Raw genomic sequence first — 20,895 nt, forward strand, 5'->3', positions numbered from 1 at the left:
CAAGTGAAGTTATATGCCGAATTGAAAAATTTATAATTAACGAATTAGTTAAGTCAAAAGAATCTGTTTATACTAAATTAACTGTTATAGTTTCGCAGATGTAAATTAAATAGAAAATCCTGAGAATTTAATGTTCCTTCTTCGAACTGCTCATTGCGTTTCTCTACATTAAAATGATTTTGTTTATATACGGCTACCAATATCATCTGAATTGTAATCAACACAATCCGGCAACTGATGTGGATTATTCTGCCGTGATATATCCCCGTTGATTCGTATTGAGCAGGTTCTCCAAAATCAAATATCCCGTGAGCAAATTTGTTGCGGATTTTTTTTACTATGGTAATCCCCGCCCCTGAGCTGCCTGCACAATCACTACGGGTGAAGTAAGTCGGATCTGGTGTAAAGGAAGCTGATAATTTCAAATAATTCTCAAGCATTGTGACCAGATTTTTATAGTACTCAGGCAATTTAAAATTTGAATCATACTTTTCTTTTAAAAAGTATGATGCCTTATTAATTTTACCTCGTTGATGAGGACAATCTGGTAAGTCCAAATTTTCGACAAATGATTCAAAACCACCCCATATCAGCGAAAAATTTGTCAACTGATAAATAAGGTCACTGAGGTGTTTTGTCATTGCTTCATCATACGCAAATGCAGGCTGACACCAACTACCAGTAATATCAAACATCCCTTCGTCGTAATCGATTCCTTTTATACCTGAAGATACCTTAAACCAATTTCGGACCGGATCATCATCATAAGGGTGCTCTGACCGAAAAAACCTAAATAAGTTATTACAATGTTCACTTAAAGATACCAAAGTACCGTGTTTACTACAAATTATTGGGTTATTACAATCCATCCACGTATTGACTGCTAATCTGAAAAAATATTTACTCTCCTTTATCTACAACCCCATCTAACGCATCAACATAAATTTTCAAATCTTGAACTTCCACTCCAAATTGACGTTCGATCATTATATCAACTATCTCTTTTCCATCAAATAATACCATAGGAATACCGAGAGGCTCTCCATGAGCTTCCTTTTTTGCATCTGCGGTAAACACAGATGTGGTAAAGAATAGCGCCTGCTGATAGCGTGTAACTGTAGCTCCTCGGAAAGATTGTATCTCTTTACGTCCAATATGGGACTTATTCCATCTTTTACATTGAAAAGCTACACTCAAATGCGATAGGCCTATTTTAAGTTGTCCATACCCATCTATCCCGCCATCCCTAGACGCTTTTGTAACTACAAGGTCATCAAAACCATAAGCTTTTAAAAGTTCTTTGCAAAAGAACTCAAAAGCGCTAGGCGTTAAATTTTTTAACCTTTTGAGTAAAGCGTCTTTGAAGGTTGCTATATGTTCTTGCTGTAATTTCAGCAGATTGTCACGAGTGCTTTTAAGCTTTTCATCTTTCTGCTCAACCACTGCAACGGTTGATGTTGGCAGTTTTGCATCCTTAAGCCAATAGGTTCCATCATTTAAAGTAACGTAAAGTTTATCTGGTCTACCAGAAGCTAAATCAAGATTCTCGTTATGCCTTCTTAAAGCCGTTCTAACAACATGCTCAGGAGTTTCTGTTTTAAACTCGTAAAGATTGTCTTCTTGAATTCTTAAGAAAACTTCTTTGACACGTAATGGCCTGTTTTCTCTCTTGAAAACTTCTCTGATTGCGTCATTGATTGTCGATTTAGGCATTACTAAAAATACTTAACTTATTTGTAATCCCAAATTAGCTCATAAACTTTGAAGAAATGGAAGAATTATTTTGCGAGGTCTAATCCCTTTTCAATTTCGTTGATTAAGAAGTCGTTTCCAGTGATATGGTTTTTCGCATCAACATCCTTCTCAATAAGTTTTAAGCCATCATCTATATGCATCTTGATGTAGCGACCAACATCCTTGTCTTCTTTCTGGATATTATAATGCACACATATCAGCGCTACGTAGATATCAGTATAATTGCCAAATAATACTTTTGTGCTATATTCCTTCCCCGCGGAATCCTCAATTTTCGTCAAATCCAAATATTGCTCTTTCGCTAACGAATAGCTAAATGCTAATCTCGCTATTGTATTCTCTGCTCCCAAATTTAGCTTATTGGTGAGCTGGGTCACGAGTTCCTTATTTGCTCTTGATGTTCTAATATTACTGAACATAGGCTGCTTGAGTTGAATTGAATTGACTGAAAAGATCACTAGGGTAAAGATCACTGAAAGTAGAGGACTGCTGTTCGTCTTGCCTAATTAAGTAACTTTTGCCAACCTTTGGCAAAAGGATCTCATATTCTTCTTCGGATAATTCTTTTGCCAGCAAAGGGAATAATACTACCTGGCTGGAAACATTCGGATAGAAGTGTCTCAAAATATTTGAGGCATGACGTTTATCGAGTTTTTGTAATGGACTATCTATAAAAACCGGAAAATTAATATTAGACTCCGTAACAAGGGCTTTCAATAAAGCAGTTGCATAGAGCTGCTGCTCTCCCTTCGAAAGGCCATCCTTGTTAATAATATTACCAATCCGATCATATAGTTCTATATCGATTAAATCTCCATCAATTCTCACCTCAACCATATCTACAAAATTACTCTTGTGCATGAGAAGATTAAGCTCTTTCTTAATGTTCTTCTCCAAGCTAGCTTTTTTCTTTAGTTTAAGCTGAAGGATAAAATCAGCCAGTTGTTTGATTAGTCGTTCAGAAGTTTGGGCTTTAACTTGGTCATGCTGCTCAATTTTGATATGCTTAGTATGCTCTGAGAGCTGTTTTCGAACCGTCGAGATGTCTTTTTCCAGAATACCAGTATCTATTTTAAGCTCAATAATTTTTTCCCAAAGTAGTTCTACGGCATTATGAAGTTCCTCTTGCCTGGTCTTGAGCTTTCCTATTATGGGGTCACCTGCCTTCAGATCGGCATCCTTTAATTTTTTCTGAGTAATATTATAGGTACTGGTATATTTCTTTCCATCAGCAATTAGCAACCTCAGCGAACGCGCATAGGCCTCTTTCAGGTTATTATGTATTGCTGAGAACTGTTTGTATTGATCTGTGTTAAAACTTAAAAGTAGATTTGCCGATTCTGCCTGCTCAGGAGAAAGAATCTCATCAACAACCTGCTTCACTTCATCTGCATTGATATGCTTTAGCTCAGACAAAGCTCCAATCAGTAACCTTTTTTTATCTGAAAGAAGATTATTGATCAGGTCAGTATGCTGATTGCGTTGCTCCAATTGAAGCTGTTGATTTACTTTTTCCATTTTTGATGCCACCATCGCAAAAGGAGCAAGTTCCAGTAGCTCATTAAACCTGTTCTTATTCTTAGCAATGGACTCAGCAAGTTCAGATTTAAGTTTTCTAAATTCGAGAATCTCCCGATTGGTCATAGCGCTTCCCAGTCTAACCAGTCGCTCCTGAATTTCGGCGAGATCAGTTTTCTTGACAGTCCATTCCTGCTCTTTCTGTAGCAGTTCTTCCTTGGTAAGTTCAAGCAGTTGACTTTTGTCGTTTAAGATATGCTGAAGGTCATCAATCTTTTTGAGATCTCCTTTCGAAGCAGATTTCTTGCTTATTTTAATCTTCAGGTTTTCAAGATTTGTCTTTAAATCTGTATATTTTTTGATACCTAAAACCTCGTTGTAAGCCTTACTGAAATAGAGCTTTTCATCAAGGCTTTTTACTTCCGCCAGCGCGGTAATTTTTTCAGCGTCAAAGAAGAAAAATTTTGCAATTTCCTTTGGCAATATGAAATCGTTTATAAAAATTTCCAGCCCTATGGTCTGGGTGAGTTCATTCTCCTTTCCATCTATTAAAATCTGAAGATCTTCCTTTTGGCTTCTCGTATTGTAACTTCTAATAATGGTTACATCATTACAGGTCAAATGCGGGATCATGATATTGGTTAGTTTGATGCTAACGGAGAAACTGTAAAGCCCATCAATATTCTCTTTTAGTCTTCGCTTCTGGAGGATGCTTTCGCTAAGGTCGATTTGCTCCAGTAAAACTTTTTCGCTTTCATGTGCGATTACCAGGGCATTCCTGTTCATCAGCTTGTTCGAATACTTACCGTATCCCCCACTTTCCTGAATCTCTTTGCGATATCGCTCATCAACATCTATCATCAATTTCCCGTAGAGTACCCACACCAAGCCTGTTAGCAGTGACGTTTTTCCGAATCCGTTCTGACCCGATATCACAGTAACATGTTTTTCAGGGCTCAATGAAAGTGAAAGCTCCTGCCTGCCCTGATAAGCCCTAAAGTTTGAGAGTATTATTTTATCAATTAGCATGCTGTTCTTCTGTTATTATCAAAAATGATATGATTCTCAAGATCATTCTGTATACCGTAGCGGTTTACCAGGATGATTTTTGATTTTTGAATTTCCAAAAGTTCATTAATCAATCTAAAATCATCATTGCTCGCACAAACCTCTTTGAGCAAATCTTTTTCGAAGACCTGATCATCAGAAAATTCCTCTTTCTTAATTTGAGTTCCGTAAATCTCATTATAGATTTCAGCTACATTGAAATCAAAAATCGAATCCCTATGCCAAGTGACTTGTATGGCGACCAGCTCCTGATAATTTATTAAAATCAGATTTGGATCCTCCTCCTGCACCATCTTCTGTGCCTTAAGCAACTCAGCTAACATAAACGCACGCTTTTCAGGTAAATAAGGTCCCCAGTTTTCAGGATCAGCATCATCTTGATCCTGATTCCTTCTCCACATCTGCCGCCAAGTACGGTCATTCCGGTAATCTACAAGCATATCTCTAAATTCGATCAGCGGCTCCATCCATTCCTCACCATTATCTACCAGCCCCTCCATTGACTTGTCCCTTTTAACAACACTGCAAACCCAGCAACCGAACCTGCTTTTCCCGCATGATGGCGTGGTGGTGTCCATCACCAACGGACAGTCACCTCCTGATGCATTTCTATAAAGTGTAATAAGCTCCTTATGGGTGCCGCCCCAAGGGGGATCGACCTGAAGGAGATACATCCATACCTCATCAGTTAAAACATCACTAATAGGTGCAAAAATATAAGAGTTCAATAAATTGGTATTCTTCCTTAAGCGCTCTCCGTCAATGTGTATCTTGCTTTTTTGCATGCTCCTGGCTCTATTTGAGCTTTCATTTTTGCGTGTACCTAAGAGAATGATAACCTCACCCACTTCCGATATTTTAGATTGGATAAAATGGGTAGTTGGATCAATCTTAAGCCTATCTGTACACCACCTGAAAGAATTGTTGGGAGCAGGATAACCTTTCCCTAGAAGATTCACCCAGAATGTATCCTCCAATCTCGGGCTTGTTTCATGAACGCTGATTGGCATTCCCTCTTTTGCAGCCGCGTTTTGAATACGTTCAAGGGTGACATGGATAAATTTGGCTATACGGGGATTTTCTACTAAGGTATCGTTACAGACAACATAAACATGCCGATTTCTTAAAATCGGGTCAATTTTTCGTAACGCGTACCAAACAAGCTGTAAGAGCATAGTAGAATCCTTACCTCCAGAAAACCCAAGAATCCATGGGCGTGGGTTTTCATCACTTAAATATTGATCGGTAATTTCTTCTAAGAGGAATTTTATATCTAAAGCCATATATTTTAGAAAAATAAAAGCCTCAAGATTTTGCGATAGTAAAAACTTAAGCCTTTCAATTTGACTTATTATTGCCTAATAAATTAATAGGATAGGATAAAGATATTACATATTTTCTTAGCTAGGCGGACTATTTATTAACATATCAACCGGTACAATTATGCAGGAACTGATTAATAGCACCTTACAGCATGACAGAGTATTTTTTGACAATGATATGAAGGGCTAATATTTCTAGGTTATCAATCTTCAGTAATTTTATGGACATCAATTGAAAGGGCCTCCTCAGATGGGTATTGCGTATGATAACCATATTCCATTTTAGAAATATCATTTTCCCAATCCTTGGTATTCTGGCTTTTATAATTAAAATAGAAAGTTGGATTCTGGGTAGATTTGAGGATATAAGCTAAAGTCTGTTCGGTGGGTTTGCTACCTTTGTTAGTTGAAAACAGAAAATGCCTACAATCTATTTGGTCAATTAATTTAGGGTCTGTGTTCCTAGAACCACCATGATGAGAGACCTTTAGTAGAGTAATTTTTTTTCTTTCCAATATATCCAGAGACTTCATGATTACCTCTGAGAAAGCATCAGCAGAGAATAGGATACTTTTGCCGTTGAACTCCGCCAGCACCGCAATGCTACTACCATTTCCTTCATCGTTGTCTCCTGAAAACGTATTTTTCCATAGTTTTTCAAATTCTGGGGCTGTTGAGCCAAAATTTTCAAGTTTCCTCTTTCCAATCTTTGCTCCATAGCCAGCTTCCTTATCCAGATTGAGAATTTGTTGCTCCCAGACTGGCTTTAGTTCACTGAGCTGTTTTTGATAGGGTGAAAGTAAAGTAAGCTTCAGGCCTCCCGGAAGAGTAACTATTGGCAGAGATTTAGGATTTTCCGAAGAAATAACAACGGCCTTTTCGTTGAAAGAAATATTCCAGGGTATATCATGTTTGTTAATCAAGATAGCGAGCTCTTCTCCCATTCTGGCGCCAAATGTTTCGAGCTCAATAGAGGTATCCAATCTATCGTAGTCGTTAAACCAGATCTCTTTGATATGGATAGGTAAGCTATCAGCAAGTAATAGTTTACGGATTCCTTCAATATGGTCTGAATCATAATGTGTAACAATCATTAATTCCAGTTCAGAATTATTCGGTAACTTTTCAATATGTTTTCCGATATTGGCATCCCCGCTTGCAGTGCCTCCGTCAATTAAGACGTGATGCTGATCATCTAACGTACCATAGGTCAACCAAAAGGAGTCTCCACAAGTTGCGGGAAAAGAAGTTAATTGAAAAATATATCCAGGGGCTTCCAAAACAGGATTATCTATCTGTTCCATATCATTACTAAAATATTGTTTCACATTGCTCCTCCTCATGTACTGCCTCTTCCTCAGTATCATCTTTACTGTCGCTAAAAACAAAGTCCGCCGTTGATGTCCATATATAGTCGGAGTTCCCCGCTCCTCCTGGAACCACAGAATATAATTCATAAAGTTGGTCATTTGAGCTGGGAGCAGTCACTGGTATCAAAGTGGTTAAATCTTTGGTATAGTCTATCATTCGATGATAATGATCAGTCATCCGAAGGGCTCTATTAACCTTAAAATCCTGACTATCAAAATATCCCGACATTTTGATGAGCCCCTCTCTAAGCATCTTGAAACCGATAGTGTAAACAGGAAGTCCTCGTTCAACTGCTAATAACAAATACTGTCGACAGAGATTGATACTTGCTTTGGACGGGTTTTCCTTATTGATAAGCTGGGAGGCATAAATAACGGGACCATCAGGAAGATACGGAAAATCATTGGCCAGATTCTTAAACCATTCGACGTTCTTTTTATAAGTACCAGTTAGATAAAGATAATAGGCACCAATTGCCGCAGCAGTAGCGTCAACATATTTTTCTCGAAGCAAATTTTCAGCACTTTGTTGTTCCAAGAAATCTTCCGCTAGTTTAAGGGCACCTTTTTTTATTACCTGTAAAACAGTCTCCATTTTCCAGTTCTCTGTTGACACTACAACTTCTATAGGGTGCCGTAAGGGTTGACTACTCACCTGAGCGCGAATTAATATTTTGATTCTATTATTTGGAGGAAGTCTGACATATATGGGCAACTGTTCAACGGGACGGATTTCAAGCATCTGATAAAAACTATTGGTTTTAACTTTGAATACTCTGCCCAATTCATCTATAGGAACAGAAAGGTATCTATCAGATAAAGTTTCTTCAATACGCCAAGTGCCATTTTGATTGGTAAGGACTCTTATTTCTGTAAATAAGGGATTATCCTTGAAATCCTTCCGGTCGGGATTTGGTCTATTTATATTAGGTTTTGCATAATAAGCCCACTCTAGGTCGGCAGATACATCATTTAGCCTTAAATCAAAATCAAATTTTACAGTCTTGTTACTCTCTAGCTTAATAACCCTATCCTTGCTTATCCCAGATGGCAAAGTAATCCTCAGCAAGTAAATACCTGGATAATAACTTCCAAGTTCCTGATTTATTCCTGTCACCCACTCTTGATATAAAATACTTCGTTTAGGAGTTAATAACTGTACAAGCTTTGGAATACTTATTCCTTCCAAGTGCGATTGAAGAGAAATAACCACAATGCATTTTCTTTCTCGTTCTAAATTACGTTGCACCATATTGTTTCCTCATTTATTGGTTTTTCGACATTTATATTTCTATTTTTCGTATCATATCCCCCAGGAAATGTGGCGTTAATACGATAAAAACCAGCTGGAGTTTCAAATTTCCACTTTTCATTTTCTGGCCCCCTAGTATGATTGATAATTCCGTCCACATCAACGCAATGGAGGTTCGCAACAGGCAATGCATGATCGGGATTACAAGTTAAAATCACCGTCCTATTGGTCGGGTCATTCCAAGTGGTTAAAGGAAATGACTTGCTATAATACTTATCCGACCTTAACATATCTCCATCTATATCCTTTTCAATGTTCATCAATGATTCAAGATTGTCCGCTAAATTTGATGTCGAGACTACCCAGCGTCCGTTAGTAAGTTTTGATGCCGCTCCGTTTAAGCCGTTAATGATTGCCTTGGTAAAAAAGGATACCTGATTTGGAATTGCAAATGCACCATTATTAGCGGCTGCACCCTTATAAACAGCGCAAAATTCACTATCTTTCTTTAATCTGTTAGGAAATAAAAGAGGTTGAACGGTCTGTGGCGCTTTTAACATCCCGGGTAGAATATACCGACAGGCGTCAACAAAAAATATTTGGTGATCGATTTTGAGCTGATTTAAGGCCATCATGGTTTGGTCAAAATTGAAGCTCCCTTCGAATGGATAATTTGGCCTTTGACCAAAATCAGAGGTCAAAAGATAATGGTCGCCGTCTTGGATACCATGACCACAAAAATAAAATACGGCCAAATTTTTAGAATTAGATTCACAGCGATTAACCCAAGCGTCAAATGCATTTGCAATATTCAGGCGGTTTGGTTCATCGCTTTGTAGCTCAGCAGGAATTAAATTACTTCCAGGTATTTCTGAAGCAAAGAACTCAACACTTCCTAAAGGAAACGAAAGGTTACCACTGTTATTAAGATCTATCAAAGTATTGTAAAATCCCACTGCCGACAGTGGAGGACTAATTAATTGATCGATTTTGGATACACCGTCCAAAATTTGGTTTCTAGGGGTAGCGCCCCCAGCCAAGTAAGGGTAAGCACCAATCCCAATGATAAAAGCATGAATTGAGGGTTCAGCATGAGTAAGATTAAAAATGAGAGCCATAAGTAAATTAAACAATAAAGATAAATTATTTTAGAACTTTAACCAATCATTATTTTTGCATAATAACCCTATTGCGATTGAGGGTCAAGCATCCAATGAAAGCCACGTGTTGCATCGGGCTTTACCCCTGCAAGTTGCATATTATAAAGCCTAAGACTGTCTTCATTCGTTATGCCGCAATATGGCAACCTAAATTAAATTCTTCTTTTTTAAACCATTGATTAAATTCTTTAAATTTTGTAGACTTGAAGCTAGCAGTGATTTTCAAAGTCTTTTGTGCAACCTCTCTTTTTTCTGTTTTAATATTCGGCTCTTTAGTGTTTTACGTTGGGTAAAACTTATCAACAGTGGGTATGTTGCTCGATATTATCCCAATTATTGGATTTGTATAGAAGTTTTGGTATTTCATGAGCGCATTAGTCCATTACAAACGGTGGCATACAGTATCATTTTCATATAGGTTGTTGTTTTTAATGTGCATTATCTTTTTAAAGAAAGCAAAGGCACCTGCCCGGTAGGAATAATCCGGATCTTTCCCTCTCCGTAACAAATTCACGATCAGTATAATACCCAGAATTAAGTATTGTTTTATCGGTTTTTTTCATCCAATTTCACTATTAAAATATACAACTATGAGCTCTAAAAAAAAATGCGGCTGTTCCAATCATGAATTTGATTCGGAGGCGGCCTTCCGTGCGCTGAGCAGAAAGTATACCGCACTAGCCAATGTGCTTTTGGAAATGCAGGAGAAATCTTCGGGATTTCAGGAAAATGCGCAGAGTGGCGTTATGCTGAAAAAACTGAACTGGATCATCGGCGGAAAAGAAGTACCCGAGGGCGTCTATCCTGAGTGCTGTCTGGTGGGGTATCGGCAGGGCAGCTCCTTTCATTGGACATGCACGGGAATCCTCATTGCCCCTAACGCAGTACTGACCGCCGGGCATTGTTTTGTTCCGGGGGCAACATATGAGGTTGCCCTGAAGACCACAAGGATCGACAGCCTTTCCAAGGCTGAACGGATCGGGGTGAAAAAGGCAGTTCTCCACCCTGGCTATAATGTAAACACGCATTTCAATGATCTGACCGTGCTGATGCTCGATCATGCAGCTAAGACGGTACCTATTGAGCTGGCCAGCCGTACGGAGCTCAACGGGGCAGTAGAAGTAAGGCTGGTGGGATTCGGCAATACCGATCCGCTGGGCACGATAGGTTTCGGGATCAAGCGGGAGGTCAGCGTTCCCATCAAAAGTATCCGTACCTCCCCCACCCAAGATCTCCAGCAGCAGGAATACCTGTATGGATACGAGTCTGATATTGAGTTCGTTGCCGGCGGGGATGGTTATGATTCCTGCACGGGTGACAGCGGTGGACCGGCCTATATCAATGTTGGGGGAAAACTCAAGCTGGCCGGAACAACCTCCAGATCTTCGCTAGACTCGATGTCAGATTGCGGGGACGGTGGGATTTACAGCCGGGTGGACAGCCATCTCAATTTCATTACTGATACCATCAAAAAATACAGTTAACCTAAATATGAGCTTCATGAGAACCCGATACATTAAACAGCTGACTTTTTTACTTAGCATACCCCTTTCCGCGGTAATTGCCCCGGAGGCGATGTGCCAGACATCCAATACCCTCCCGATTATCCTCAATGCGCAGGATGAGATGGAGGTGAAAGCCTTGAAGAAAGGCATCAGAAAAGGGGAACAGTATGTGGTGACCCTTTCCGGGATCAACACCGCTCATCACCAGTTCAAGCTTGAGGCAAAGTCTTTCGAGCTGTATTCGCCCCTGCCGGAGGCACTTAAGCCATTGCTCTCCGGTCTTTCGGGGAGTTTAAGGTCGGCAAATATGGATACAAAGGCCATGGAGGCCGATCTGCAGGTCAGGATGCAGAGACTCATTGATCTGAAAATAATTGCCGATGCGCTTTACGAAAACTCAGAGCATGCGCCACTTTCTGCATCGCTTTTCCAGTCAAAGGTGAACACACCATTGCAAAACACCTACGCTTCGGGGGTCGGCCCCAAACTGCTAGAGCTGGTCAGCGCTGATATTTATCTGCTCAATGCGGTGGCCGAATCACTCCAGGGTGCTGTTGCAAATTCCAGGCGTTATGATCCTGAGCTGGTGAAGAACCTTGCCATCGCGAGCGCTAGGGCGGATGACCTAAAGAAAAATGATTACCTCTCATTTGCCCGTTACCTGATCCGCTCGGAGAAAGCCAAAGGCTCGATCACCACAAAGCCTTTTAAATCAGAAAAGGACCTCACTGAGCTCAGGATGATCCTTTTTGACAGTTATGCGAAGGATACCCTGTATAAGGCGACCGAGACGCTGTATAATTTCGGCGGATTCGGGCTGAGTTTTTCCACGGGCTTCATCTACAGTGAGGCGATCTCAGAAAAGCCGTATTACCTGCAGGCCCGTGCTGACGGGAACATGGCGGTACTTCATGACAGGCCCATGGTGTCGGACGTGTCGGTGGGCGCTTTCGGTCAGCTCTATTACAAGTTCACCCCGGTTGTGCGCTTCGGACCAGGCATCGGCCTTTCGGTCTCGCCCTTTGACGGAAAGACCAGGTACCTTGTCGGAGGAGGCTTTCTGCTAGGCCGGGAAAAGATGATCGGTATTATCGGAGGCTGGGCATGGGCCAAATCCAAACTGCTCTCAGACCAGGTCAAGCAGGATGCCCAGGGCCATTATCTTCCCGCAGCTTCGACGGCCATTCCGACCTATGAGCGCTTGAAATCCAGCTTTTTTATCGGACTAACCTATAACCTCACCTCCACAAGGAAGTAGCGGGTGCGGTATCGCGGCTGAAGTCAAGTATACATCAGGAAAGAAGCCTCTGGTCCATCATGGGCCAGCGGCTTTTATTTTTTTAATTACTATTCCTCGCTGCCGGATTGTTTTTTTATCACGTTGGCTTCCCCTGCCCTCTTTGCTTCTGCCTTGTGGCGGATCGATACAAAAAATCTTTCGGCGTGACGGTATATCGTGCATTCCCCTCGAAGCATCCGGCATCGGCATCATTGCAATAGCATTTATAGGGCTAAATACCCCTTGCACCAAAATGCCATTTACAATAGGTTCTTCTGTTTAGGATAAGCAGTATCATCCAGAAGCAAGATATTGCGCTCGGTAATTTGCATGGGGACACGGTTATCCGATTCGTCTTTGGCATTGGAAAGGGGATGACCAGGCTTAATTTAGGAAAGCGGCATTAGAAGCTTATATTTTTATTCGGATGAAATTCATTATTATAGGAATGAGAAAGATGTAAACCGTATTTCTGGACGTCTCGTAACCTTCTCTTATCTTAATTCTCCACCAAAATAACAATCTTTTCCACATTTCATTTTTTACTAACATTTTTAGTATTATGTTTGTTATTAAATGATACTAGCAGATTAAAATAGCTAATAATTTTAGTGATTAAGATGGAAACGAAAAGCGAATTGGTACGCAAACTGCAACAGGATATCCTGATGTGGCAGGGTTTACAGCCCGCTTCTGCGGCATGCGCGGAGCGGATTGGCCTTGGTGCGATTGAAGATGCTTTTCCTGGCGGGGTATTTCCAAAACGGGCTATTCACGAGTTTATTACTATTTTCCCTGAAGATGCCGCTGCCAGCGATGGTTTTATTGCCGGGCTGCTTGCTGCTTTAATGAAAGATGGAGCGGCCTGCGTATGGATTAGTACGGCCAGGCGTTTGTTCCCTGCAGCGCTCAGTGCTTTTAATGTAGCGCCTGAACGGATCATTTTTATGGATGTGAGCACCGAAAAGGATGCCCTCTGGATTATGGAGGAAGCATTGCGATGTGAAGGCTTAGCTGCTGTGGTGGCTGAGGTTGATGCCTTGAGCATCATCGAATCGAGAAGATTGCAACTTGCAGTAGAAGAAAGTGGCGTTACCGGATTTATCCTGCGCAAAGATGCGCGAAGGATGGCTAGTACCATTGCTACTGCCCGTTGGCAGATTAGCCCTTTGCCGAGTGTTTTGGAAGAAGGCATGCCAGGCCTTGGTTTTCCGCGCTGGCAGGTAAACCTGCTGAAAGTAAGAAACGGGTTGCCAGGGAGCTGGATAATGGAATGGGCTGACACAGGCTTTTTAGAAGTAAAACGGGTATTGCAGCAAGATGGCTGGAGCACAGATGAAAACAGACAGATCGGGTAAAAGATATGCAAAGGCGTTTTATGTCTATATGGTTTCGCCGGCTTTTGGCCGATTGGCAGCTGATCCGCCGTCCTGAACTCTCAGCAGTTCCCTTTGTATTTGCGGCGCCCGATCATGGCAGGATGATGATCACGGCGGTAAGCTATTTGGCAGCAGAAGCCGGAATTGAGCAGGGCATGCGTGCAGCAGATGCCAGAGCAATCTGCCCGGGTTTGGAGATGCTTGATGATAAGCCAGACAGGTGTGAAAAACTATTACGCGGACTTGCAGAATGGTGTATCCGCTACGCGCCTATTGTTGCTATAGATGAATTTGGAAAGGATGGATTGCTGTTAGAGGTAAGCGGCTGTCCGCACCTTTGGGGCGGCGAGTGCGAGTATATAAAAGAAATTGTTTCGAGGTTAAAAAGTAAGGGTTATACCGTAAGGCTAGCCATTGCCGATACGCCTGGTGCTGCCTGGGCAGTATCGAGGTTTGGAAAAGTTACACCTTTGGTGGCAAGCGGTACACATGCAGAGGCTTTACTCCCTTTAGTACCAGAAGCTTTGCGGTTAGAAGAAACGGTACTGGCTAAACTGCGCAAGCTTGGGTTTTACCAGATCAAGAGTTTTATCGGGATGCCACGGTCTGTTTTGCGCAGGCGTTTTGGTGAAGGGTTTTTATTGCGCCTGGCCCAGGCGCTTGGCACCGAACAGGAAACTTTGATACCTGTGCAGGTGCCGGTGGCTTTCCAGGAAAGATTGCCCTGTTTAGAACCGATAAGAACACGTACGGCGATTGAGATTGCGATTGCAAAGTTATTGGAGCGTCTTTGCGCTAAACTGCAGGCAGAGGGTAAAGGCCTTCGTAAAGGTATTTTAACGGGTTACCGGTTGGATGGGCAATTGGTACAGATCGCTATCGGCACCAATGCAGCAAGCCATAGTGTAAGCCATTTACTAAAGCTTTTTAAGCTGAAGATAGACCAGCTGCGCCCGGGCCTGGGGATAGAGCTGTTTATTTTAGACGTACCTAAAGTAGATGATGTAACACCGGAGCAGGAAGCCATCTGGACCGCAAAACCCGGATTGGATGACCAGAGCGTGATCAGGTTACTGGACCGGGTGGCCGGAAAGGTTGGCCCGCAGGTGATTCACCGCTACCTGCCTGCTACACATTACTGGCCGGAGCGATCGGTAAAAAACACTTTTTTGCTTACTGAAAAGCCGGCTGCCGATTGGCGTTTAGATATGCCCAGGCCAACCGAGTTGCTCCATGCCCCTGCCCCAATTGAAGTAATGGCGCTTATCCCCGATCATCCGCCAAGGTTTTTTATATATAAGGGCGTTCAGCACCAGGTGGTAAAAGCAGATGGCCCCGAGCGGATTGAGCGCGAGTGGTGGCTGGATGAGGGAGAACACCGTGATTATTACCAGGTTGAGGATGAACAGGGTCGCAGGTACTGGTTGTTCAGATCGGGACATTATGACAGTGAAAAGCAGTTTAAATGGTTTATACATGGATTTTTTGCCTAAAAAATATTTATGGGATATAGTGAGTTACAGGTAACTTCTAATTTTAGCTTTCTGCGCGGGGCATCGCACCCGCACGAACTGGTAGAGCAGGCAGCTGCTTTTGGTTATGAAAAGATTGCCATTACCGACCGGAATACATTGGCAGGTATTGTACGTGCACATGCCGCAGCGCGGGAAAAAGACATTTCGATTATTCCGGCCTGCAGGCTTGATTTACTGGATGGCCCGAGTTTACTCGCTTACCCGACTGACCGGGAAGCTTACGGGCGATTATCTGCACTGCTTACTTTGGGCAATATACGGGCAGAAAAAGGTTCATGCCATCTCTCTCGTGCAGATGTGTATGCACATTCGAAGGGATTAATTTTTACGATAGTAATGCCTGGTGTTTTGAACAGGCAGTTTGCTTTTGAGGATAGTTTTATTGCTGCGGTAGCAGAATACCGCGAGGCTTTGGGCAACCAGCTTTATGCAGGCGCCACAAGAACTTATTCAGGGAATGATGATAAACTGATCTTCAGGATTGCACAGCTTTCTTCGAGGTATGGGCTTAAGGTGGTAGCAACAGGTGATGTACATTACCATGATGCTTCGCGCAGGGAACTACAGGATGTATTAACCTGCGTGCGTGAAAAGTGCACGATTGAGGAAGCCGGATTCAGGCTGCACCAGAATGCCGAACGCTACATGAAGCCCGTAGATGAAATGAAACGGCTTTTTAGACGGTACCCTGAGGCGATAAAAAATACGCTGGCTATTGCTGAAGCCTGTACTTTTTCGCTTGATGAGCTGAAATACGTTTATCCCGAAGAAATTAACAAAAGTGGCAGACCGCCACTGGAGGAGCTGGAATACCTGACCTGGAAAGGGGCGCATGCGTTGTATGGTGAGGTGATCCCTGAAAAAGTGGTGAATACCGTACGCTATGAAATGGAATTCGTTAAAAAGATGGATTACGCCAACTATTTCCTTTTTGTGGAAGACATTGTACGGGAAGCCCGCAGCCGGGGCATTTTATGCCAGGGACGTGGTTCTGCGGCCAATTCGGCCATCTGTTATTGTTTAGGCATTACTTCGGTAAACCCCATGAAGTTTGAGCTGCTTTTTGAGCGCTTTATTTCATCTGACCGTAACGAACCACCCGATATTGATGTTGATTTTGAACACGAACGCAGGGAAGAAATTATCCAGTATATCTATAACAAGTACGGGCGAGACCGGGCGGCCATTGTGGCCACGGTTACCCAGCAGCACCAAAAGGGTGCGGTGCGAGATGTGGGTAAGGCAATGGGTTTATCGGTAGATACGATCAACAGGCTTTCGGGCTCGTTGTGGGAATATACCAACGAATGGTTTGAGGGTAAACGCGTAGTTGAACAGGGACTGAACCCGGACGACCCGCACCTGAAAAAGACACTAGAGCTAACCGCGCAGATGATGGGATTCCCCAGGCAGTTAGGACAACATACCGGGGGATTTGTGGTAACGCAGGGTAAGTTAACCGACCTCTGCCCTATTTTGAATGCCCGGATGGAAAACCGAACCAACATTGAATGGAATAAAGATGATATTGATGTTTTGGGCTTTTTAAAAGTGGACGTTCTGGCTTTGGGGATGTTAACCTGTATCCGCAAGGCATTTGATTTATGCCGGGAGCATTATGGCAGAGAACTTACTTTGGCCAATATTCCGGAGGATGATCCTGAGGTGTATAACATGATCAGTGTAGCCGATACTTTAGGGGTATTCCAGATTGAAAGCCGTGCCCAGATGTCGATGTTGCCCAGGTTACGGCCAAAGTGTTTTTACGACCTGGTGATAGAGGTGGCCATTGTAAGGCCCGGACCCATACAGGGTGATATGGTGCACCCGTATTTACGCAGGCGGAATGGCGAAGAGCCGGTGGTGTACCCTTCGCCCGAACTGGAAGAAATATTAGGCCGGACGTTGGGGGTACCGCTGTTCCAGGAACAGGCCATGAAGATTGCCATTGTGGCGGCAGGCTTTACCCCTGCTGAAGCAGATGGCTTGAGGCGAAGCATGGCCACTTTTAAATTTAAGGGGCTGGTAAACCAGTATGAAGAGAAACTCGTTAACGGGATGCTGGCCAAAGGTTATTCTTTGGATTTTGCCAAAAGGATTTTTAAGCAGTTAGAGGGATTTGGCAGCTATGGCTTTCCGGAAAGCCATGCAGCGAGTTTTGCACTACTGGTATATGTATCTTGCTGGTTAAAGCACTATTATCCTGATGCCTTTGCGGCTGCTTTACTAAACAGTATGCCCATGGGGTTTTACCAGCCTGCACAAATTGTGATCGATGCGCAGAAACACGGTGTTGAAGTACGGGAGGTGGATGTAAATTATTCTTCCTGGAATAACATTTTGGAGGAAAAAATGGCCAGGTATTTTGCAATCAGATTGGGGTTTCGCCAGATTAAAGGCATCAGAGAAGAAGAAATGGAAGTTTTGGTTTCGTGCCGGGGCAATGGTTACCGCAATATTACCGGACTTAGAGATGCAGGTGTTTCACTTGCTACGCTCGAACGCCTGGCCGATGCAGATGCTTTCCGGTCGATGGGGCTTGACCGTAGAAAAGCACTATGGGAAGTTTCTGCTTTGCAGGACATGCCAACAGAACTGTTTAAGGGCCAACCCTCTGAAACAGCCCTGGAAACACAGGTAGAATTGCCACTGATGGGAAAAGGTGAACATGTTGTACAGGATTATGCTACGGTTGGATTATCCTTAAAGGCGCATCCGGTAAGTTTTGTACGGGATCAGTTAGATATGTTACGCATCCGTTCCTGCCATGCAATTAACCATGAGGCAACTGAGGGGCAACTGGTAAAAGTTGCAGGATTGGTGCTGGTACGGCAACGACCGGGTACCGCCGGCGGGGTATGTTTTATCACGATTGAAGATGAAACGGGTTATTCTAATCTGGTGGTATTTGAAAAGCTTTTTGAGACTTACCGTAAGGAGATTCTGCATTCACGGCTGTTGATGGTAGAAGGGCGTTTGCAACGTGAAGGTCAGGTGGTGCATGTGATTGTGAGCAAGTGTTTTGATTTTACCAAAATGCTGGGCAAGTTATTGCAGCGTGAGGCGGATGATCTGCCTATATTGACCTTATCGCGAAGTGATGAAAAAACTGCGCCTTACCCGGCACAAAATAAACGATCGCAGGTACAGGAAGAGGTAAACAAGGAAGCTAAAGATGCTTTTCATGTAGGCAGGAATTTTAAATAAAATCGGACAAGAACCGTAAACTAAACCACTATGCACTGAAAGTGCATAGGTTTGGGTAAAGAAAGAATGGAATTCTTTCCTCAAGGTGCAAAAACGTAATTTTAACTTGTGGAGAACAAACAAAGACATAATGGACATACTGTTTCCAGACTTACAGCACACATTGTCTGGGTTACAAAGTATCGATACAAAGTTCTTGAGGGGGAGTTAAAGATTAGATGCAGAACTTTGATAAAGCAAATTTGCGAAGCGGAAGATGTAGTTATATTATCTGGCGTCGTAAGTTCGGACCACGTACACCTGCATATAGAATACCTGCCCAGCAAAACAATAAGTGATATAGTTAAAAAACTTAAAGGGAGGACATCAAGACGTATCCAAGAAGAGTTCCCACATATTAGCAAAAGGTATTGGGGAAGACATTTTTGGGCTATCGGATATGGTGCCTGGAGCACGGGAAATATAACGGACGAAATGGTTCAACAATACTTGGAGCATCACAGAGCACCAGAAAATAATGATAGTGATGTCATTATACTAGAATGATGAAATTTTTAGAAACTGAAAGTCTTGCACTAAAGTGCATAGTTTTAACTAACGAATGTGACCAATAAATAGTGAAGCGCTCACGCAGCGAATTCCTTTTACGCAGCCCGAAATCAGAATAGCTATTGGGTAAACAGGTATTTTTCATATTTATAGAAAGAAAAAACCAAACAATAGATTTTTGCGTATAATTGCAATGTAGGGGGTGAGAGTCCTACATCCGGCGAAAGCCTGAGCGCGTTAATTTAGATTGGGGGTAACCATTAATTTGGTTATCCCTTTTTTTTAGAACCAAAATCGGCTGCTCTCACAAGCCCCTATCCCAATGTCATTATTTAAGGTTTTTAACCACAGATAAACACAGATTTTACATCTGGGTGCATCCTTTTTATCTGTGGTTAAATTATTTAACGTGTGTGAATGGTTTAGATAATGACATTGCCCCCCTATCCTTCCACCAGATAAATTCTCAAAGTCCTTCTTTATCCTCTTTTTCCTTAAGCAACCACAAACATTAACCATAACCCCTTGGACACGATTTTCACAATATCGGAACCTGATATTTTGCCCCATTGCACAGATCGTACCGCAAAAACTAATAAAGAAGTTAGTAAAGCCAAATAAAAAGCTGATCATCCGCACTTTAATTGGTCGGGTTTACTGAATACCTAAAAGAGGTTCTTCGTTACTTTTTGGATATGATGCCAAATCATAATTAAGCTGCCGTTGGTAAAATTTATCAAAATGTTTTGGCTGACGGCAAAAAAATCTTTACGGCTCCAGGTTAGGAGGGATAAAAACTAAGATCAGGCAATATCTTCCATGCCCGGCATTAAAGAAACTGATTTTTTAAGAAAATAGAAAAAAATCTATATTTGGCTTTTGCATTTTCAGCAGAGATATTTTTAAAAAATTGCATTATTCGGGAAATCGAACCATAATGCTATCAATAAAATTTCAATTAAAAAACCAGATAATGAAAAATATTTGTTTTGTTTTGCTTTACGGTGGATCGCTTAATCCTGAGATATGGCAAGGTGTGATTGATAAAATGAAATGCCCGGCGTTTGCCGCAGAAAGGATTCCACCCGGTATCGATTTAAAAAAATTAACCATCTTAGCATGTGCCCGATATGTATCTGCTCAGATCGAAGAGCTACCGGCAAAAAAAATAATTCTTGCAGGGCATTCTATGGGAGGACTTTTGATTCCTCAAATTACGCAAATGCTTCCCGACAGGATCGTGCATCAGGTTTATATAGGAAGTCCGATACCTAAGAACGGAAAGAATTCGCTTTCTACATTTAAGTTTTCTGACAGATTAAACTTTTATTTTGGTTTATTACTGGAGAAATTAAACGTTAAAATTGATCCTAAGCATATGGAACAGTACGTCAAAAAAAAGATGTGTAACGACCTCGATACTGCAATGACTGCTAAGGTCATTTCTTGTATTCACCCGGAGCCACCTATACTTCTGGAGAAAATCAATTTTAGCGCTACACCTAAAAGATCTGCTACATATATACGATTGTTAAAGGATAAGGGTACACTCAGTCCGGAAAAACAATCAGAAATTGCTTCTTATCTTAATGCGGAAGTAATTTCAATCGAATCGGGACATACGGTAATGTTGAGTCAGCCTGAAAGTTTAGCGCTGGCCTTTGATGACATTGCATCAAAATACCTTGATTCTTAAATCTTCAGCTAAGGCTTTAAATGGTATGATAACAGGAATCAGTTTATTCATAGGTGTGATATTCTCTTTTATTTTTTTAAACCCCGGCATTAACGTGGTGAAACTGTTGGTTACCGTGGTGAAATGCACATTAAGCACCGAAATAGATGCAACTTCACAAAATCTTCATGGTTTGTAAGATAAGCCATGGTTTAACCCAAATGCATCGCACCTGATTTAAACCATTACTTAGAGCCTGTTTAAATTTTTATATTAAATATTACAAAGCACTTTGCTGTCACGCTAAGCGTAATGGATTGC

15 protein-coding genes are annotated in these 20,895 nt (G+C 41.9%); 7 read left to right on the top strand and 8 right to left on the bottom strand.

The features are described 5' to 3' along the window. Positions 1-77: 77 nt before the first annotated feature. The 8 genes from IM793_RS12775 to IM793_RS12810 form a co-directional block, all read right to left on the bottom strand. Positions 78-869, bottom strand: coding sequence for a hypothetical protein (locus IM793_RS12775; protein WP_193421902.1), 792 nt, complete (start codon positions 867-869; stop codon positions 78-80). Between the two features lie 31 nt (positions 870-900). After that, positions 901-1,713, bottom strand: coding sequence for a restriction endonuclease (locus IM793_RS12780; RefSeq protein WP_193421904.1), 813 nt, complete (start codon positions 1,711-1,713; stop codon positions 901-903). 65 nt (positions 1,714-1,778) lie between these two features. Beyond that, a complete protein-coding gene (locus IM793_RS12785; protein WP_193421907.1) occupies positions 1,779-2,174 on the bottom strand; it encodes a DndE family protein in 396 nt (131 codons plus the stop codon). Next, on the bottom strand, positions 2,164-4,302 hold the full coding sequence (locus IM793_RS12790) for an AAA family ATPase (protein WP_193421909.1): 2,139 nt from the start codon (positions 4,300-4,302) through the stop codon (positions 2,164-2,166). The genes IM793_RS12785 and IM793_RS12790 overlap by 11 nt, the downstream gene beginning before the upstream one ends. After that, the gene (gene dndC, locus IM793_RS12795) at positions 4,296-5,624 is read right to left on the bottom strand and encodes a DNA phosphorothioation system sulfurtransferase DndC (protein WP_193421911.1); all 1,329 of its coding nucleotides are present in this window, start codon (positions 5,622-5,624) and stop codon (positions 4,296-4,298) included. Before dndC ends, IM793_RS12790 begins: the two co-directional genes overlap by 7 nt. 242 nt (positions 5,625-5,866) lie before the next feature. Continuing rightward, entirely contained in the window at positions 5,867-6,967 is a 1,101-nt protein-coding gene (locus tag IM793_RS12800; protein ID WP_193421914.1) for a ComEC/Rec2 family competence protein, read from the bottom strand. Positions 6,968-6,974: 7 nt separating this feature from the next. After that, positions 6,975-8,285 (bottom strand): hypothetical protein, encoded by a 1,311-nt coding sequence (locus IM793_RS12805; RefSeq protein ID WP_193421916.1) that lies wholly within the window; start codon positions 8,283-8,285, stop codon positions 6,975-6,977. Continuing rightward, a complete protein-coding gene (locus tag IM793_RS12810; protein WP_193421918.1) occupies positions 8,267-9,403 on the bottom strand; it encodes a caspase family protein in 1,137 nt (378 codons plus the stop codon). Before IM793_RS12810 ends, IM793_RS12805 begins: the two co-directional genes overlap by 19 nt. A gap of 632 nt (positions 9,404-10,035) precedes the next feature. On the opposite strand from IM793_RS12810, the gene IM793_RS12815 reads away from it, so the two are divergent. The 7 genes from IM793_RS12815 (at position 10,036) to IM793_RS12845 (ending at position 20,595) form a co-directional block, all read left to right on the top strand. Further along, entirely contained in the window at positions 10,036-10,929 is an 894-nt protein-coding gene (locus IM793_RS12815; RefSeq protein ID WP_193421920.1) for a trypsin-like serine protease, read from the top strand. Between the two features lie 16 nt (positions 10,930-10,945). Further along, complete coding sequence (locus tag IM793_RS12820; protein ID WP_193421922.1) at positions 10,946-12,208, top strand: hypothetical protein; 1,263 nt, start codon at positions 10,946-10,948, stop codon at positions 12,206-12,208. Between the two features lie 641 nt (positions 12,209-12,849). Then, complete coding sequence (locus tag IM793_RS12825; protein ID WP_193421924.1) at positions 12,850-13,587, top strand: ImuA family protein; 738 nt, start codon at positions 12,850-12,852, stop codon at positions 13,585-13,587. A gap of 20 nt (positions 13,588-13,607) precedes the next feature. Further along, positions 13,608-15,101, top strand: coding sequence for a DNA polymerase Y family protein (locus tag IM793_RS12830; RefSeq protein WP_227256240.1), 1,494 nt, complete (start codon positions 13,608-13,610; stop codon positions 15,099-15,101). Between the two features lie 9 nt (positions 15,102-15,110). After that, positions 15,111-18,350 (top strand): error-prone DNA polymerase, encoded by a 3,240-nt coding sequence (locus IM793_RS12835; protein WP_193421928.1) that lies wholly within the window; start codon positions 15,111-15,113, stop codon positions 18,348-18,350. 108 nt (positions 18,351-18,458) lie between these two features. Further along, positions 18,459-18,896, top strand: coding sequence for an IS200/IS605 family transposase (tnpA, locus tag IM793_RS12840; RefSeq protein ID WP_193421930.1), 438 nt, complete (start codon positions 18,459-18,461; stop codon positions 18,894-18,896). A 976-nt stretch (positions 18,897-19,872) separates the two neighbouring features. Continuing rightward, complete coding sequence (locus IM793_RS12845) at positions 19,873-20,595, top strand: alpha/beta hydrolase (protein ID WP_193421932.1); 723 nt, start codon at positions 19,873-19,875, stop codon at positions 20,593-20,595. Positions 20,596-20,895: the final 300 nt, after the last annotated feature.

It is taken from the genome of Pedobacter sp. MR2016-19, assembly GCF_014947265.1.
Taxonomy (GTDB): Bacteria; Bacteroidota; Bacteroidia; order Sphingobacteriales; family Sphingobacteriaceae; genus Pedobacter.

What these genes read in the sequence shown, in the direction of transcription:
- IM793_RS12775 (WP_193421902.1), bottom strand. Translation starts at nt 869, where the DNA reads ATGGATTGTAATAACCCAATAATTTGTAGTAAACACGGTACTTTGGTA.
- IM793_RS12780 (WP_193421904.1), bottom strand. Translation starts at nt 1,713, where the DNA reads ATGCCTAAATCGACAATCAATGACGCAATCAGAGAAGTTTTCAAGAGA.
- IM793_RS12785 (WP_193421907.1), bottom strand. Translation starts at nt 2,174, where the DNA reads ATGTTCAGTAATATTAGAACATCAAGAGCAAATAAGGAACTCGTGACC.
- IM793_RS12790 (WP_193421909.1), bottom strand. Translation starts at nt 4,302, where the DNA reads ATGCTAATTGATAAAATAATACTCTCAAACTTTAGGGCTTATCAGGGC.
- dndC (WP_193421911.1), bottom strand. Translation starts at nt 5,624, where the DNA reads ATGGCTTTAGATATAAAATTCCTCTTAGAAGAAATTACCGATCAATAT.
- IM793_RS12800 (WP_193421914.1), bottom strand. Translation starts at nt 6,967, where the DNA reads ATGGAACAGATAGATAATCCTGTTTTGGAAGCCCCTGGATATATTTTT.
- IM793_RS12805 (WP_193421916.1), bottom strand. Translation starts at nt 8,285, where the DNA reads ATGGTGCAACGTAATTTAGAACGAGAAAGAAAATGCATTGTGGTTATT.
- IM793_RS12810 (WP_193421918.1), bottom strand. Translation starts at nt 9,403, where the DNA reads ATGGCTCTCATTTTTAATCTTACTCATGCTGAACCCTCAATTCATGCT.
- IM793_RS12815 (WP_193421920.1), top strand. Translation starts at nt 10,036, where the DNA reads ATGAGCTCTAAAAAAAAATGCGGCTGTTCCAATCATGAATTTGATTCG.
- IM793_RS12820 (WP_193421922.1), top strand. Translation starts at nt 10,946, where the DNA reads ATGAGAACCCGATACATTAAACAGCTGACTTTTTTACTTAGCATACCC.
- IM793_RS12825 (WP_193421924.1), top strand. Translation starts at nt 12,850, where the DNA reads ATGGAAACGAAAAGCGAATTGGTACGCAAACTGCAACAGGATATCCTG.
- IM793_RS12830 (WP_227256240.1), top strand. Translation starts at nt 13,608, where the DNA reads ATGTCTATATGGTTTCGCCGGCTTTTGGCCGATTGGCAGCTGATCCGC.
- IM793_RS12835 (WP_193421928.1), top strand. Translation starts at nt 15,111, where the DNA reads ATGGGATATAGTGAGTTACAGGTAACTTCTAATTTTAGCTTTCTGCGC.
- IM793_RS12845 (WP_193421932.1), top strand. Translation starts at nt 19,873, where the DNA reads ATGAAAAATATTTGTTTTGTTTTGCTTTACGGTGGATCGCTTAATCCT.